General features: G+C 31.4%; 16 protein-coding genes. 10 read left to right on the top strand and 6 right to left on the bottom strand.

What is annotated here, in order from left to right:
• Positions 1 to 24: 24 nt before the first annotated feature.
• Positions 25 to 762: an NAD-binding protein gene (locus ACOQN3_RS10915; protein WP_420546474.1), complete on the top strand. Its 738-nt coding sequence runs from the start codon at positions 25 to 27 to the stop codon at positions 760 to 762.
• A 6-nt stretch (positions 763 to 768) separates the two neighbouring features.
• On the opposite strand, the gene ACOQN3_RS10910 is transcribed toward ACOQN3_RS10915, so the two are convergent.
• Both ACOQN3_RS10910 and ACOQN3_RS10905 read right to left on the bottom strand, forming a co-directional pair.
• A complete protein-coding gene (locus ACOQN3_RS10910; RefSeq protein ID WP_420546473.1) occupies positions 769 to 1,509 on the bottom strand; it encodes an ABC transporter permease in 741 nt (246 codons plus the stop codon).
• 4 nt (positions 1,510 to 1,513) lie between these two features.
• Positions 1,514 to 2,452, bottom strand: a complete 939-nt coding sequence (locus ACOQN3_RS10905) for an ATP-binding cassette domain-containing protein (RefSeq protein WP_420546472.1) — start codon at positions 2,450 to 2,452, stop codon at positions 1,514 to 1,516.
• Positions 2,453 to 2,597: 145 nt separating this feature from the next.
• Here ACOQN3_RS10905 and ACOQN3_RS10900 point away from each other — a divergent pair, with 145 nt between their 5' ends.
• Complete coding sequence (locus ACOQN3_RS10900; RefSeq protein WP_420546471.1) at positions 2,598 to 3,995, top strand: single-stranded DNA-binding protein; 1,398 nt, start codon at positions 2,598 to 2,600, stop codon at positions 3,993 to 3,995.
• Here ACOQN3_RS10900 and ACOQN3_RS10895 read toward each other — a convergent pair.
• On the bottom strand, positions 3,992 to 6,733 hold the full coding sequence (locus ACOQN3_RS10895; RefSeq protein ID WP_420546470.1) for a DEAD/DEAH box helicase: 2,742 nt from the start codon (positions 6,731 to 6,733) through the stop codon (positions 3,992 to 3,994). The two genes, ACOQN3_RS10900 and ACOQN3_RS10895, sit on opposite strands and share 4 nt — an antisense overlap.
• Positions 6,734 to 6,825: 92 nt before the next feature.
• Complete coding sequence (locus ACOQN3_RS10890; RefSeq protein ID WP_420546469.1) at positions 6,826 to 7,485, bottom strand: ATPase domain-containing protein; 660 nt, start codon at positions 7,483 to 7,485, stop codon at positions 6,826 to 6,828.
• Between the two features lie 108 nt (positions 7,486 to 7,593).
• On the opposite strand from ACOQN3_RS10890, the gene ACOQN3_RS10885 reads away from it, so the two are divergent.
• Positions 7,594 to 7,839: a U6 snRNA-associated Sm-like protein LSm6 gene (locus ACOQN3_RS10885; protein ID WP_014964213.1), complete on the top strand. Its 246-nt coding sequence runs from the start codon at positions 7,594 to 7,596 to the stop codon at positions 7,837 to 7,839.
• Positions 7,840 to 7,857: 18 nt separating this feature from the next.
• Positions 7,858 to 9,024 carry a methionine adenosyltransferase gene (metK, locus tag ACOQN3_RS10880; protein WP_420546468.1) on the top strand — a complete coding sequence of 389 codons (1,167 nt, stop codon included), beginning with the start codon at positions 7,858 to 7,860 and terminating at the stop codon, positions 9,022 to 9,024.
• On the opposite strand, the gene ACOQN3_RS10875 is transcribed toward metK, so the two are convergent.
• A complete protein-coding gene (locus ACOQN3_RS10875; RefSeq protein WP_420546467.1) occupies positions 9,010 to 9,870 on the bottom strand; it encodes an NAD-dependent epimerase/dehydratase family protein in 861 nt (286 codons plus the stop codon). The two genes, metK and ACOQN3_RS10875, sit on opposite strands and share 15 nt — an antisense overlap.
• 93 nt (positions 9,871 to 9,963) lie before the next feature.
• On the opposite strand from ACOQN3_RS10875, the gene ACOQN3_RS10870 reads away from it, so the two are divergent.
• Genes ACOQN3_RS10870 through ACOQN3_RS10855 form a run of 4 tightly spaced genes read left to right on the top strand, consistent with a single transcriptional unit; the run spans position 9,964 to position 13,516 of the window.
• Positions 9,964 to 11,052, top strand: coding sequence for a cobalt-precorrin-5B (C(1))-methyltransferase (locus tag ACOQN3_RS10870; RefSeq protein WP_420546466.1), 1,089 nt, complete (start codon positions 9,964 to 9,966; stop codon positions 11,050 to 11,052).
• A gap of 31 nt (positions 11,053 to 11,083) precedes the next feature.
• The gene (locus ACOQN3_RS10865) at positions 11,084 to 12,136 is read left to right on the top strand and encodes a cobalt-precorrin 5A hydrolase (protein ID WP_420546465.1); all 1,053 of its coding nucleotides are present in this window, start codon (positions 11,084 to 11,086) and stop codon (positions 12,134 to 12,136) included.
• Positions 12,133 to 12,885 (top strand): sirohydrochlorin chelatase, encoded by a 753-nt coding sequence (locus ACOQN3_RS10860; protein WP_420546464.1) that lies wholly within the window; start codon positions 12,133 to 12,135, stop codon positions 12,883 to 12,885. Before ACOQN3_RS10865 ends, ACOQN3_RS10860 begins: the two co-directional genes overlap by 4 nt.
• Positions 12,875 to 13,516: a precorrin-8X methylmutase gene (locus ACOQN3_RS10855; protein ID WP_420546463.1), complete on the top strand. Its 642-nt coding sequence runs from the start codon at positions 12,875 to 12,877 to the stop codon at positions 13,514 to 13,516. The genes ACOQN3_RS10860 and ACOQN3_RS10855 overlap by 11 nt, the downstream gene beginning before the upstream one ends.
• On the opposite strand, the gene ACOQN3_RS10850 is transcribed toward ACOQN3_RS10855, so the two are convergent.
• On the bottom strand, positions 13,505 to 14,857 hold the full coding sequence (locus ACOQN3_RS10850) for a cobyrinate a,c-diamide synthase (RefSeq protein WP_420546462.1): 1,353 nt from the start codon (positions 14,855 to 14,857) through the stop codon (positions 13,505 to 13,507). The two genes, ACOQN3_RS10855 and ACOQN3_RS10850, sit on opposite strands and share 12 nt — an antisense overlap.
• 84 nt (positions 14,858 to 14,941) lie before the next feature.
• Here ACOQN3_RS10850 and cobO point away from each other — a divergent pair, with 84 nt between their 5' ends.
• Both cobO and ACOQN3_RS10840 read left to right on the top strand, forming a co-directional pair.
• Positions 14,942 to 15,472: a cob(I)yrinic acid a,c-diamide adenosyltransferase gene (cobO, locus tag ACOQN3_RS10845; protein WP_420546461.1), complete on the top strand. Its 531-nt coding sequence runs from the start codon at positions 14,942 to 14,944 to the stop codon at positions 15,470 to 15,472.
• A 40-nt stretch (positions 15,473 to 15,512) separates the two neighbouring features.
• Positions 15,513 to 16,310, top strand: coding sequence for a translation initiation factor IF-2 subunit alpha (locus ACOQN3_RS10840; protein WP_420546460.1), 798 nt, complete (start codon positions 15,513 to 15,515; stop codon positions 16,308 to 16,310).

The raw sequence follows: 16,310 nt of genomic DNA, 5'->3' as shown, positions 1-16,310 counted from the left end.
AAGATTTATTTAAAATCAGATAACATGACAGAGATCATTTTGGGAATGGGTGAAGTAGGAAAAACTTTGTTTGATCTACTTTTGGAAAGAAAATTTAATTGTGTTGGAATTGATGCTGACGAGCAAAAATGTAAAAATTATTCAGAAAATTCATTAAAAGAAAATCCGGAATATCTTCATGTTTGTCTTCCAGGAGAGTTGGAAGATTTTGTAGATATCGTATCAGAATGGATTAAAAAATTGCCAAATTTGAAAATGGTTTTAATTCATTCAACCATACGACCAGGAACAACAAAACAAATTCAAGAAAAATCTAAAATTCCAATTTTATTTTCTCCAGTTCGTGGGGTGCATAGAAGATTTCTGGAAGATATGAAAAAATATACAAAATTTATTTCGTCAGATAGTCCTATAAACGAAGAAACAAAAAAAGAGCTAGAAGAAAGATTTCATAAGATAGATTTGATGTCAACTACAAAAACTGCAGAATATGCAAAGATACTAGTTGACACAACATATTATGGATGGTTAATTAACTATGCCCAAATTACAAAAATGATTTGTCAAAAAGAAGGCATCGACTTTGATGAAATGTGGAAATTTGCAGATGAGATTCATTCGAATTTAGGAAATAGACCTAAAATGTATCCAGGGATAATTGGTGGACATTGTGTAATTCCAAACCTCAGTTTACTGGAAAATGAAGACCTAAAAATGATAAAAAAAGTTAATGAATTATATGAAAAATTCAAAAAACAATAAAAATTACTAAAAATCTAATTTCGTGAGAAGTTTGGAAGCAATAATAAAAAAGACGGATGCAAGAAAAGCAAGTATCACCATTTCAAAAATAACAAATTCAGTTACATTTCCAAAGATCCCTGCTCGAATAATATCTACTAAGTAGGTCAAGGGATTTAAGAAAAATGCAGATCGTAAAGGTTCAGGAACACCTTCTACGGGATAAAATGCAGTGCTAACAAAAGCAAAAAAGAGAAAAACAGTATTAATGATAACGTTAAACCCTTCACTTGAACGTAATCTAGTTGAAATAATTGACGCTAGTGAACCAAACAAGACAGAACCTACAACTGCTCCAAAGATGATTAATGGAATTGTGAAGTATGACATTTCAACTGATTCAAAAAATACAGGATAACCAACTAAAGCAATTAAAGATGCACTAACTAAGCCAACTATTCCTATTGTACAAATATTACTTAGTATGTAATGACTTCGAGTAAAAGGACCAGACATTATTTGTTCGAACATGCCATGTCGTCTATCATTCCAAATAATAATTCCAGATACTAGTGTACTATTCATAATGTTAAACCCAATCATTCCAGAAGCAAGGAATGCAGGATAATCAAGATCTTTAACACCAAATGGAACTTGTTGAATTAATGGTGCATATGCAAAACCTGCAACAAAAATGTAGATAAGAGGAAAAATCACTTGCCATATTAAAAATCCAGGATTCAAGGAAATGGTTAGATTCCTATTCACTAATCTAATTATCGGATGAATTTTCTCTCACCATTTTTAGAAATATTTCTTCAAGATTTGTTGGCATTGCAGATAGATCCTCAATTTCAATACCGTTGTCGTTAAGAATTTTTAATATTTGTAATAAAACAAGTTCCGATTGTTCTGAATGAATAATTATGTTTGTTCCATTTTTAAAATTAATTTCACAGTCTGAAATTGTACTTAACATGGATGAAACATCAGGATGCTTCTTTAGTAAATGAATTTTAATAGTTTTTTCTTTTCCAAATTTATTTTTTAGTGCATCTGGAGAATCAATGGTTATAATTTTTCCCTTGTCAATAATTGCAATCTCATCACATAGATATTCAGCTTCACTTAGAATATGAGTAGTGTAAAAAATAGTTAAACCAGTTTTTACTCTTTTTTTTAAATAATCCAAAAGATTTCTTCTGGCAGTAGGATCTAAACCCACAGTGGGTTCATCTAGGAACAATAATTCCATATCATGCATAAATTCTCGTGCAACCTGAACTCTACGTCTTTGGCCAATGGACAGGTCTTCATTTCTCTTTTTTCGTATTTCGTTTAAATCAAAGTCCACCAATAATCGTTCCATCCTTTTTTTACGCTCATTTTTGGATACATTCCACATCATACCATACTTGTCAAGTGATTTTTCAACAGATAAAGTAGGTTCATAGCTTGGTTGCTGTAAAACAACTCCTATTTTGTGACGTACTTGTAGGGGATTTGCAATTGCATCAATTCCTAAAATAGAAAGAGAGCCATTTGAAGGGGGCATCAAAGTTGTAAGTAATTTAATTGTGGTAGATTTCCCCGCCCCATTTGGTCCTAAAAAACCAAACACTTTTCCTGGCTTTACAGATAAAGTGATGTTATCAACTGCTTTGATTGATCCATACAATTTTGATACGCATTGTACATCAATACAGGACACACACAAGGTACGATCTTTCCTATTAATTTAGTTAATGAGTATAAGCAAAGTATCTTCAAAATCAAATTTGAAGAGATAAAATTATTTTTCTAAGACAACATAATAATGAAATTGTTATTAATAGAAACATTTTATCAACAATAAATTGACGGAATTAGAAGATCTAATTACTAAACTTTTGGAACAGAAACCAGAATTGTCAAAAGAAGAAATTATTGAACAAATTCAACTAAAGAAAGAAAAGATAGGTGCAGGATACTTGACAGATCAAGGTGCGCTATTTTTAATTGCGTCAGATTATGGAATCACATTATCAGAACCCTCACAAGTTGAAATTGGGTTAAAGGATCTGTATGCAGGTGCAAAAGAGATTTCATTAGAAACCAGAGTTTTGAATTTATCACCAACAAAACAATTTTCTAGAAAAGATGGTTCTCCATTTTATTTAAGGACAATGACAGTATATGATGAAAATTCAACTGCAAGTGTAAAGTTATGGGATGAAAAGGCCAATTTACCAGGGCTTAGTGATCTTAGGCCAGGAGATTTAGTCAAAATCATAAAAGCATATGTAAAATCAGATCTTGATGGATCACCAACAATAAACATAGGTTCAGGCTCAAACATAGAAGCTGCAGATTCCGAAAGTAAAATTCCGACAATTGAGAATATTACAAAAAATGTTAGTGAATTAAAAGAAGGACAGAAAGATCTTGTGATTTCAGGAGTTATTGATGGGATAATCAGTGGCATGAAGTTTACTAATTCCAGAGGCCAACCAGGCACAGCATTAAGAATGAAATTAAAAGGAAAGGATGGGATTGGAGTGAAAGTAGTTATTTGGGGTAAGGATGAGTCATCAATTCCAAATATGATTTCTCAATCTGCTAATGTTAGATTACTAGGAGTGAAAGTAAAAAGTGGTAATAATGGATTAGAAATTCATGGAAATGACGCCACAATTATTGAGATTGAGGGAGGAAAAGAGGCCGAACCAATTATTGCAAGAGTCCTTTCAATTTCAACAACTGAGAATGGAAATAATATGATTATTGGAATGGATAAAAAAAATAATCTTTACAATATTAGTGACTTTTCAAATTCTACTAGTATTTGTGGTGAAGGAGATGTAATAGAGTGTATGCCATCAAAAATATATGGTAATTCAATTACATTAGACGAAAATTCTTTTGTAAGAAAAGTTGACGATGATGATTCGATTCCACAACTATCTCAAGCTAGAACAAAAATCAAAGATGTAAAAGTAGATTCTAGTTATTGTATTGAAGCAATAATTTTAAAGATTCCCGAACGACGAGAAGTTCAAACGAAAACAGGAGAATCAATCTTACTTGCTGAAATGTTTGTTGAAGATGATACAGGTCAAATTTGGGTAAAAGGTTGGAGAAATCAAGCTAGACTAATAGACAAATGTGAATTGGGAGAAATTATTTCAATAACAGGACTTAACGCAAAATCAGGACTTGAAGGTAGAGTAGAATTATTTTTAACATCATTCTCTAAAATTACAAAGAAGAATTAAGAATCCCAAAAACCTCTTGTTACAATATATTGTCGTTCTGCTTCATAGATTTGTTTAAACAAGTGTTCTTCATCAATCATGTTACGTAGTATTCTGGCTCCAGTATCAGCTCCTATCCCATATCCAGAAAGTACAACTATTGCAGTCTTACCAAAATTTTCAACTAAAGAAGAAACTTTCCAAGCACGAATAAATTTGTGCTTTTCTTCCTTGGATAATTTTTTGCCAGCATGCTTCTTTTTTATTATTGACGGGAGATCATAATCTGAATAAAAAGTGGCAGTAATCTGCCTACCTTTACAGTATGGACATGCTAAAAGACCTTTAATTTCGCGTGTTTCAACAACACGTTCCCATTTTCCACATCTAGCACAAATTAATCTATGTTTTGTCTTCTCTAATCTGGATTTAACAAGATCAAGAATTCCCTTATCAAGATTTGCTGGTGACGAATAGTATTTTGCAGTGTGATCTAAAATGGGTTCAGCTAATTTGGAAAATTTATCAACCTCAATCCACTTGACAGAAATTTCATTTTTACGAATTTTTGACAGAATATCTTCAGTATTTTCAAGATCGTATTTATCATGGAATAATTCACGCAGTGCTTCACGAACTAATACAGATTTAGAATATCTTTCATACAAGAAACGAGCAGATTTTTTTTCATAAATTGCTCCTCTTCCTACAATTCCAAATTTTTTGGCTACACACCAGGTCTTCCAATTTACATTGTGAGTTCCAGTTAAAGATGCACCAACGATGGAATAAAGATCATAATCATCCCTTATAACTTCGAGAAATAATTTTTCGGAAATTCTAGAGTGAGAAGACAAAACAATTCGATAACCATCTGAACGAGAATCAACTATAGATCCTAATAGAGAAGACAACATGGACGAAAGAAGGGAAGACAATGTGGAGTTAATTTTGGTTCCAAAACAACAATGCATCACTATTGATCCTTGTATTTTGTTAGATTCAATGGTAATGTTATTTTCATCGATGAATTCACCAAAATTTAATTTTTCAACTATTTTGTTATTGAGTTCCAACATATTCTTCTTTACCTTACTACGAAATTGTCCAACTTTTTGTGCCGTTTTAAAATCAATGGGAATACTTTCACCTTCCCAATATGGAACTGTATTTTCTCCTCCTCTAAAAGGCTCAACATTTACGGTAAAAGATTTTTCATCAACGTTTAGTATTCTCCATTGGGAACCTTTCAATACAAAGACATTTCCCGAATCTCCAAAATCGCCTACAAACCTCTGATCTAAAGAACCAATTATTTTTTTTCCAACACTGTCAAAAACTTTGAATTTAAGTATGTCTGGAATTGTAGACAAATTTTCAAAATAATATTTGAATGATCGGCCTTTCTTCCAAAAAGTCATTTTTGTTCTGTCAAAAAAGATTAGATAATTAGAATCAAGTAGATCTAATACATTTACAAGATCATCTATCCGTATATTCCTAAATGGGTATGATTTAGTTACAAGTTTGAAAGCTTGTTCAACAGAAATTTCACCTATTTGCATGGTTAGTCCCACCAAATGGTGAGCCAAAACATCTAGGGAATCACTATGTACTGTTTGCTGTTCAATTGAACCCTCTTGTATACGATTAAGAATGGCTTGAGCTTCGAATTCATCATCAGGACTATTAGTTATGATTAGACCTCTGGCTGATTCATTACGATTGTGTCTACTTCTTCCTATACGTTGAACAAATTTTGATACTTGTCTTGGCGAACCATAATGAATTACCAATTCAACAGAACCAATATCCAATCCTAATTCAAGCGAAGACGTACATACAACAATCCCAGATTTTCCTTCCCGTAAAATTAATTCAGTTTCTTCGCGGACTTGCTTAGATAAAGAACCATGATGTAATTCTATTGGGATAGAAGATTTTTCTTTTAAAACAGCAGCTAGAAATTCTGCTTCACCTCTTGTATTAGTAAACAAAAGAATAGGAGAATCTAGCCTTATTTCTAAAACATATTCTATTATTTTGTCAGCTACATCAGAAATAGTTCCATCAACATATTTTATTTCTACATCATATTTTCGAATTGAATTATCTTGGATTATCTTACATTTTCTTTTTGTTCCTACGACAAATTTTGCTGCTTCTTCAGGATTACCAATTGTTGCTGAAAGCCCAATTCTAGTAAGTGGATATTTTGAATTATATTCCAATCGTTCAATACTTAATGAAAGTTGAGAACCACGTTCACTTGATAGTAATTCATGCACTTCATCAATAATTATCCATTCCAGATCAGATAATGCATCAAGCATCTTAATTTGAGTCAGAAGAATTACAAGAGTTTCGGGTGTAGTAATTAAGATATCAGGAGGATTATCACTAATTTGTTTTCTATCTTTTTGAGAGGTGTCACCATGTCTAATTCCAATGGACAGACAATTAGAATGAGCATATTTTGTTATTCTTCTGAATACATCACGATTTAATGCTCTTAAAGGAGTAATGTAAAGTGCTTTGATCTTTTTTTCTTTTTTAGAATTTTTTAAAGTAGAAAAAACTGGTATGACAGAAGATTCAGTTTTTCCTGAACCAGTTGGAGCAATCACAAGACAGTCTTTTTTTTGTAAAATTACAGGTGATGCCTTTTTTTGTATTTGAGTTAATTTGGAAAATCCAAAATTTGCAAATAATAATTCAAGGTTGTTTGTATTTGACTCTATTTTATTTTCAAATTTCATATCAAAACACCAGAGATTAGAGAATACAAATTACAATAAATGTTGAAGTAAAATCGACAACAATTCTCATTGATAGGCTTTGTTATTAGATGTTAAATATCTTCAGAACAATTTGATACTCCAGATGCATGTATTTCATATGAAAAAGATTCTTTTTTAAAAGGAGAAAAAACAATGCCTGAAAATTTAGATGATTTTTTGAAGAGATGAATTTTGATATGAGTGAATTGATTGATTGCAGTATTCATATTTTCGATTTCCTTACCTTCAATATTTCTAACCATATTTGTAATAACAATAGGGATTTTATTTTTAGTTGCCAGTAGGGAAAGATTATGCATGTATTTCATAAATAAAAAATTTTTTTCAAAAATTGATTCTGGTTTTTTATATTCATATGAAAAAAGATCAGTTATGTTATCAATTACAATTAAAGAATAATTTTTTGTTGAAAGATTTTCTATGGATTTTAATTGCTCAGAGGTATTTCTTATTCTTGATATGGTTATTGAATTTAGAAAATTTTGATTAGTTTTGGATTGTTCTTGAATTTCAAGTATTCTCTCTGGTCTGAAGCCTCCAGTGGTATCAAAATATAAAACATGTCCACCATTCTTGACAGAATTAAAAGTAAGTTGCAATAGCATTTGAGTTTTTCCGGTTCCATTTTTTCCAAAGATATCTACAATTAGACCTTCAGGAATTCCTCCATCTAGAAATTTATCTAATTTTTGCAGACCAGTAGAAATCATTTGTATAATATTTTAAAAACTAAGAAAAAATTTAAGGAATTACAATTTTTAGAAAGGAGGTAAGGCTTTTATTCTAGAGAACAAAGTTGCAAAACAAGTGAATAATTAGTGTCCCAATCAAATAGTGCAAAAAGACCTTTAACAACTCTTCAAAAAAGTACAAAAAAGAAAGTCACCGTACGACTAAAAAATGAAGTAGAATACAAAGGAAAAATGGATAATGTAGATTCCTACATGAACTTGATTATGACAGATGCAGAAGAACTTCATGATGGTAAAACAATTGCAAACTATGGACGAGTAATAGTAAGGGGCAACAATGTATTATTTATCAAACTAGAAAATGAACTCTAGTTAGTTTGGGGTGATTTTATGCCTAATAATTTTCTATTTACCTCTGAATCTGTCACTGAGGGCCATCCAGATAAAATATGTGACAATATTTCAGATGCTTTTTTAGATGAATATCTTAGACAAGATCCTGATTCTCGTGTAGCTGTAGAGACAATGGTCACTACGGACTTCGTTGCAATATCAGGTGAGGTTACATCTAAAGCTGAGCTTGATAAAAAATCTCAGGAAGAGCTTGTAAGAAAGATAATTAGAGAAATAGGATACGATAGCAAGGATTTGATGTTTGATGCCAATACATGTCAGATTAATTTACGATTACATTCACAAAGCCCAGACATCAGTCAAGGAGTAACAGCTACTGAAGATAAAGAACAGGGTGCAGGAGATCAAGGATTGATGTTTGGCTATGCCACAAATGAAACTGCAGAATTAATGCCAATGCCAATTTTACTAGCTCATAAATTAATTCAAAGACTTTCTGAAGTTAGAAGAAATAATACATTGTCTTGGGTTAGACCAGATGGCAAATCACAGGTTTCTGTCAGATATGAGGACAACAAACCAAAAAAAATTGAAACAGTTGTAATTTCAACTCAACACTCGCCAGATGTTTCACAAGAAGAAATCACAAAAGAAATTACCGAAAAAGTGATCAAACCGGTTTTAGGCAATCTTTGGAATGATTCAATTAAAATTCACATCAATCCCACTGGGAAATTTGTTATTGGTGGGCCCCATGGAGACGCTGGATTAACAGGTAGAAAAATTATTGTAGACACATATGGTGGATTTGGAAGACATGGTGGCGGAGCATTTTCAGGAAAAGATCCATCCAAAGTAGACAGATCAGCATGTTACATGTGTAGATACATTGCAAAAAATCTTGTAGCTGCAGGACTTGCAGAAAGATGTGAAGTACAGCTTGCATATGCAATAGGAGTGGCAGAACCAGTTTCATTGTACGTCAATACGTTTGGAACAAACAAAATTGCAGAAAATCAGATAGAAAAAATAGTCAGAGAGAATTTTGATATGAAGCCATCTGGAATAATATCACAATTAGATTTAAAGAGACCAATTTATAGAAAAACCGCTTCGTATGGACATTTTGGAAGAAATGAGCCGGAATTCACATGGGAAAAAACTGATAAGGCAAGTGCATTAAGACAATCAGCAGGCCTTTAAAAGACCTAAGATTGATTGAAATTTTATTCCAGAAATTTCTTTTAGTTTCTCATGATTTCCAGTAAACCCACCTAACAATAGATTAAGATCATCAACTCCAAATTCAGAACTTGAAGTATGAATGGCTCTATGAAATGCATCTTCTAAATTAATTTTTTTTACTAAAACATCTGAATTTTTAGAAAATAATCTAACATAATCTTTGAATGATATTTTTTCAGGTCCAACTAAATCAAAGATTTGATTATCAAATTTTTTTTCTAAAATAGATTCCAAAACAATTTGTTCAACATCATTGATATGAATAGGTTGAATTAGAAATTTTCCCGAACCTGGGATTTCTATTGAACTATTTTGAATTTGTTTCTTGAGATATTTTGTAAACAAATCATCTTTTCCTATTATGTATGAAGGACGGAAAATTGTATAGTTTAATCCAGAATTTTGGATTAGAATCTCTGCCTTATATTTAGAAATAAAATAACCTAAAGGAGTAGTAGAAGAAACTCCCAATCCACTAAAATAAATGAATTTCTTTATTTTAGTTTTTTTCGATAAATTAACAAAATGTTTAGTCAAACCGACATTTATTGATTCAAAATCAGAATCAACTGACTGTTTTCCAGTTCCTACCAAATGTATCAAAACATCTACATTTTTAATTTTATTAAGAAGAGATGGATCATCATATTTTTCTAAGATGATTTTTTCTTCATTTTTATATTTCTTAAAATTGTTTCTTGCAATAGAAATTAGTTTATAATGATTCAAAGAAAGAAATTTTCTTATATTTTTTGCAACAAATCCAGAAGCTCCTGTAATAACAATTTTTTTGGGTTCATTCATAAGGATTTGAATTTTTTATTAATTTTAAATGTATTAAGAAATATTTGATTTTATCAAATAAGAGTTAATACAGTATCAAGTAGTAAATGCAATGTGGAAATAAAAAGTAAAAAACTAAGAACTGGATATACGACAGGTAGTTGTGCAACTGCTGCTGCTAAATCCGCATTATTGTCTATAATTAATCAAAAAAAAATAACAAAAACAGAGATCAAATTGCCAAAAGGAGGGCATATTGAAATTCCAATTAAATCATGTAAATTCGGGTCTGAAGAAGCAGAAAGTATTGTGATAAAAGATGGGGGAGATGACCCAGATGTAACCCATGGGGCAGAAATTTGTGTTAAATTATCAATAACAGAAAAAACAGACGAAATTGAAATTGATGGAGGCGAAGGAGTAGGAATCGTAACTAAACCAGGTCTAGGATTAGAAATTAACAAACCTGCAATTAACCCTGTTCCAAAAAAAATGATAATCGAGAATTTAAGAGAGTCTGGAAACAGCCTTCTCAGTAAAAAAGGAATCAAAGTAGTAATTTCGGTTCCAAAAGGAAAAGAACTCGGACCAAAAACAGATAATCCAAGAATTGGGATTAAAGATGGAATTTCAATACTAGGAACCAGTGGAATAGTGATTCCATTTTCGACTGCATCATATGCTGCATCCATTAGACAAAATTTGGATGTAGCAATTGCCATGGGTAACGATACGGTTGTTCTAACTACAGGAGGAAGAAGTGAAGATTTTGCAAAAAAAATTGTAGATCTTCCAGAGCACTGTTTTGTACAGATGGGAGACTTTTCTGGTTATACAATGCAGCAATGTGGTAAAAAAAAAATTAAGAAAGCATATGTTGTTGGATTTATTGGAAAACTCGCCAAGATGGCAGCAGGAGTAAAACAAACCCATGTAAAAGGCTCAAAAGTAGACATGAATTTTTTAGCTGAATTAGCAAGTGAAGTTAATGCTGACGAGAAAGTAATCGAAGAAATAAAAAAAGCAAATACAGCAAGACATGTTTCAGAAATAATTCAAGAGAATAACATAGAGGGATTTTTTGAAATAATTTGCTCAAATGTGTATAAACACATGAAGAAACACAGCGATGGAAAAGTTCCAATTGACGTGATCTTATTTGATTTTGAAGGAAATATTTTAGCAAGAAAGTCTTCAGAGTAAGGTATTTTATTAAATCAGAAAAGATTTGGTTATGGAAAAAATCTCAGTTCTTGCGATTACTAAAAACGGCATAAACATAGGACAAAAACTAAAAGAATTTTTTCCAAAATGGACTATTTTTGCACCGTCTAAATTTTCAAATGAGGACAATTCAATTACATGGTATTCAGAATCTACATCAGATAAGATTATTGAACTATTCAAGAATAATGACGCTTTGATTTGTTTATTTTCATTAGGCGCAGTAATTAGATTAATTTCTCCTCATCTTATAGATAAAAAAACTGATCCTGCAGTAATTGTTATCGATGATAAAATGAATTTTGTAATTAGTGCTTTATCTGGACATATAGGTGGAGCAAATGAGCTAACAAAAAAAATTGCTGAAAAATTACAAGCACAGGCAGTAATCACTACAGCTGCAGATGTGAATAAGACCATTGCAGTAGATTTAGTTGGAAAAGATCATGGATGGAGGATGGAGGATGACTCAAATGTAACTAAAATTAGTGCAGATATGGTAAATGAAGAACCAATTGGCCTTTTTCAAGAAGCAGGAACAAAAAATTGGTACAAACAATTACCAAAAAATGTCTCAATATTTGAAACCATAGAAGAATTGGAAAAATCAAATTCTAAATCAAATTTAATAATTTCAGACAGAATTATTGAAAAGGATTTAGCATCTAAATCAGTTATCTATAGACCACCTAGTCTAGTGATAGGAATAGGTTTGCATTGGGATACATCAAAAGAAACTATCAAAGAAGGAATCGAAAACTGTCTTGAGAAGTTTGGTCTTAGCTCAAAGTCAATCGCAAAATTAGTTTCCATAAAAAAACCACAAGACGTACAAGGGCTAATAGATATTGGAAAAGAAATGGCAATTCCAGTAGAATATATCAACAGAGAAGATTTAGCTAAGGTTACAGCTCCTAATCCATCTGAAACTGTAAAAGCCTTTGAAGGGACAGCAAGCGTATCAGAAGCTGCTGCAATTTTAGTGTCAAGGGGTAAATTAATTGTAGAAAAACAGAAATTCCCACCAAATTTGACTATAGCTATAGCGAGGATTGAAGATTGAAACGTGGTCTTTTGATAATTGATAGAGGAAGTAGGGAAAGAGAAGCATCAGAGGAATTAGAAACGATTTGTTCCGGAATTAAAGAAAAAAAGGACTATGTTTTAACTGATTTTTGCTTTTTAGAGGTGGAGCCACCATATATCGAAGATGGTGTAGCAAAATGTCTCAAAGAAGATATCGATTCATTAACCATAGTACCGTATTTCCTATACCCAGGAAAAAAAGTCAAAATTGCAGTAACCGATGTAATGAAAATGCAAAAAAATACCAACGTAAAGTTTCTGATAACGAAACCAATGAGCATGCACAAAACTTTGGTGGACATTGTTAAAAGTAGAATTACAACTACATTAAATGAAAACAACATCAAATTACCTAACAAAGAAGTAGATGTATTGATAATTGGTCATGGTAGTAAAGATCCTAATGCACAAATGTCCTTAAATTATATTGTAAATGAACTAAAAGATTCTTACAGAAATATTAGCCGATGTTGGTTAGAAATAGAACAGCCAGATATTTTTGAAGGAATTAAAAAATGTGAAAAAGACGAACCAAAAGTACTGATAATTGTATTTTATTTTCTACATGAAGGAGCTCATGTTAAAACCGATATTAACAATGATCTTATACCAGCATTAAAAGAATCAAATCTCAAAGATACTTTTATTACAAAACATATTGGAACTGATGAAAAAATTATTGATTTGATTATTGAGAGAGCAGAAGAGGTAGAAGATGCAAACTAAAAAAGGCCAATCAATTGAAGATGCAAGTATGCAAATGATTGAAGAAGAGATTGGTTCTCATCCATACAATGAAAAGGAATGGCCCATTGTACGAAGAATTATTCACTCCACAGCAGATTTTGATTTTGCAAATAAGAATAAAATAATTTTTCATAAAGATGCGATTGAAAGTGGAATAAATGCTTTGAAAAATGGTTGTAGTATTGTAGTAGATGTTAATGGAGTGATAGGTGGTCTAAACAAACAAAATCCAAAAGATTTTGGAAATGAAATTGTCTGCAATATATCCAAACCTGAAATTATGGAATTAGCAAAGAAAGAAGGAAAGACACGTTCTCAAATATCTATGAGGGCTGCGCAGTCAGATATCGATAAAGGAGTTGTGGCCATAGGAAATGCACCAACAGCCCTACAAGAAGTTATAAAAATGGTAAAAGAAGGAATTGTCAAACCTGCACTAATCATAGGCATTCCAGTAGGTTTCATTTGTGCTTCGGAATCAAAAGAGGAACTATCCAAGCTAGAAGAAGTACCATTTATCACGAATTTAGGTAGAAAGGGAGGCAGTTCGTCAGCATCAGCAATAATAAATGCAATTTTTAAACTGATTAGAGAAGAATCATCTTCTTGAATATTTCATACAATTTTTAATAAAAATCTCTGCATAATTTGCACTATCAAAATAAAGATGACCGTAAGATGCAAGAGAATTATATTGAATCAAACCATCTTTAGAATTTTTAATTCCATCACCTATCTTTAGTTCATAGGCAAACCTTGAATCAGAAGATACAGAAGATAATTTTGAATAATGAAACTCATGACCCTGTATATTATGAGTTCTTTCAGAAATTATAGAAGGAAGAATTCTTCCCTTAGTATAATTTAATGTCATTTTTTTTGTCATCAAAGTTTCTGCGTCAAATAGACCAACCATTTTATGCTTTTTATTGTCAGATGAAATAGAATTTGTCAGATACATCAATCCTCCACATTCGGCATATATTGGAAGATTATCTTCTGCAAGTTTTTTAACAAGTTTTTTCATAGTTTGGTTCTTTGCCAATTTAGAACCCAAAATTTCTGGAAATCCGCCACCAATGTATAATCCATCACAGTTTGGAATTTTTTTATCGTTGACAGGACTAAAAAATTTTAGTGAAGCCCCTTCTCTTTGAAGAGCCATCAAATTATCGCGATAATAGAAATTAAATGATGTATCTAATGCTACTGCAATTGTGATTTTTGGTTTTTTAAAATGAGATGAAGAAATGGTAGACATTTTAGATGTATTTTTTGAAATTTTAATAATTTGATCAATATCAAAATTTTTTGAGATAGATTTTGATATCTTTTGGATTTTATTGTATAATGTTTTGTTATCCAAAGTAGAAAACAATCCCAGATGTCTTGATTCTAATTTTAAGAGAGGATCTTTTGGGATTACTCCAATTATTGGAATTTTTGTTACTCGTAAAGCCTGTCTACATAGATTCTCATGTTTTTTGCTACCTATTTTGTTTAGAATTAGGCCAGAAATTCTAGAATTTTTATGAAATTTTTGAAATCCCAAAGCTGTAGCAGCAATAGAACGAGCAGTTTTACTTGCATCAAGAACAAGAATTACGGGAGATTTTGTTAACGTGGCAACATGATGAGTGCTAGCATAGTTAGTCTTGCCTTCAAATCCATCATAATACCCCATTACACCTTCAATGACAGAAATATCTGATTTAGAATTAGAAATGAAACTTGATAAAAGTTGGTTTTTACCCATTAACCAAACATCCAAGTTGAATGTTTCATTTTTTGAAATGCTTGAAAGGTAACTTGGATCTATATAATCAGGTCCAACCTTGAATGGTTGAACAGAGAATCCGTGTTTTCTTAGTGCATAAATTATTGAACAAGTAATGGATGTTTTTCCAACTCCACTACTTGCACCTGCCAATACAATTCTAGGAATTTTCAATTGCATGAATGATATTATTTTTTTATTTAAATCGAGTGTTTGTAAAATCTTAATCTTTTTACTTAGATGTTAAAAGGAAATCCTATGGATAAGGGATTAACTATTGTCTATACAGGTAAAGGTAAAGGTAAGACAACTGCAGCGTTAGGATTAGCACTAAGAGCTACTGGTTATCAGAAGAAGATCTGCATGATACAGTTTATCAAAGGTTCATGGCATTACGGTGAGATGGATTCATCAAAAAAACTTGAACCAAAGTTTGAAATGGTTGCAATTGGAAAAGGATTTGTCGGCATTATTGATGACAAAAGTCCAAGGGAGGATCATGAGAAAATTGCAAAGGAAGCAATTAAGATTAGTAGTGAAAAAATTCAATCTGGAAAATATGATATTGTAATTTTGGACGAGATCAACTATGCTGTCAATTTAAATCTCGTTTCTTTAACCGAAGTTCTGCAACTCATAAAGTCAAAGCCTTATGATGTTGATTTGGTTTTGACCGGGAATTACGCCAAAAAAGAAATAATTGAGATAGCAGATCTTGTCACCGAAATGAAAGAGATAAAACATCCTTTTCAAAGTGGTATTAAAGCAAAAAAAGGAATTGATTTCTAACTAGCAACATTAATTTACGCATGTAGAAGTTTTAGAAGAAATGTCTACAGAAATTCAAGAGATGCCTGAACAAGGAGAAATTGTTATTGCCACAGTTACAAAAGTAATGGATCATGGGGCATATGTGACATTAGACGAATATGAAAATATTCAAGGTTTTTTACACATTTCTGAGATTGCGCCGGGATGGATTAGATCGGTAAATCGGTTTGTAAAAGATGGAGAGAAAAAGGTACTACTTGTAAAAAAAGTAAACCCCAATAGAGGAGATATCGATTTATCATTAAAACAAGTATCTAACGACCAGAAGAAACAAAAATTAAAAGAAGTAAAGAAGTTTGAAAAAGGAAAAACTTTACTTCAAAATGTACAAGAAAAAGCAAAGCTTTCAGATGAAGAAATTGAAAAGTTAGAAGATGTCATTTATTCAAAATATGATTCTGTTTATGATGCCTTTATTGAAATTGGAAGAAATGGTATTGGTGTTGTCAAAGATTTGAAGCTTGCAAAAAAAACTGCAAGTGTTATTGAAGAAATTTGTTCTAAAATCAAACTACCTTCAGTTGAAATAAGAGGAATTATGGAAATTACAAACTATAATTCACAAGGAGTAGAAATTATTAAGAAAATATTGTTGGATGTTCTAAAAAAGGATCCCACGATAGATATAACATATTTAGGTGCTCCAAAGTATAGATTATCAATTACAGCTGAAGATTTTAAATCTGCAGAAAAGTCTCTCAAACCAATTATTTCAGAAATTCAGAACAATATAGAAAAGAAAAAAGGATCATTCAAGTTTACAAGAGAAGTCTCAAAGAAAACTAGGGAAAATTAA

Source organism: Candidatus Nitrosopumilus sp. (assembly GCF_965223225.1).
Taxonomy (GTDB): Archaea; Thermoproteota; Nitrososphaeria; order Nitrososphaerales; family Nitrosopumilaceae; genus Nitrosopumilus.
Note: the sequence above shows the minus strand (reverse complement) of the source record. Positions and strands in the feature narration are given on the sequence as shown.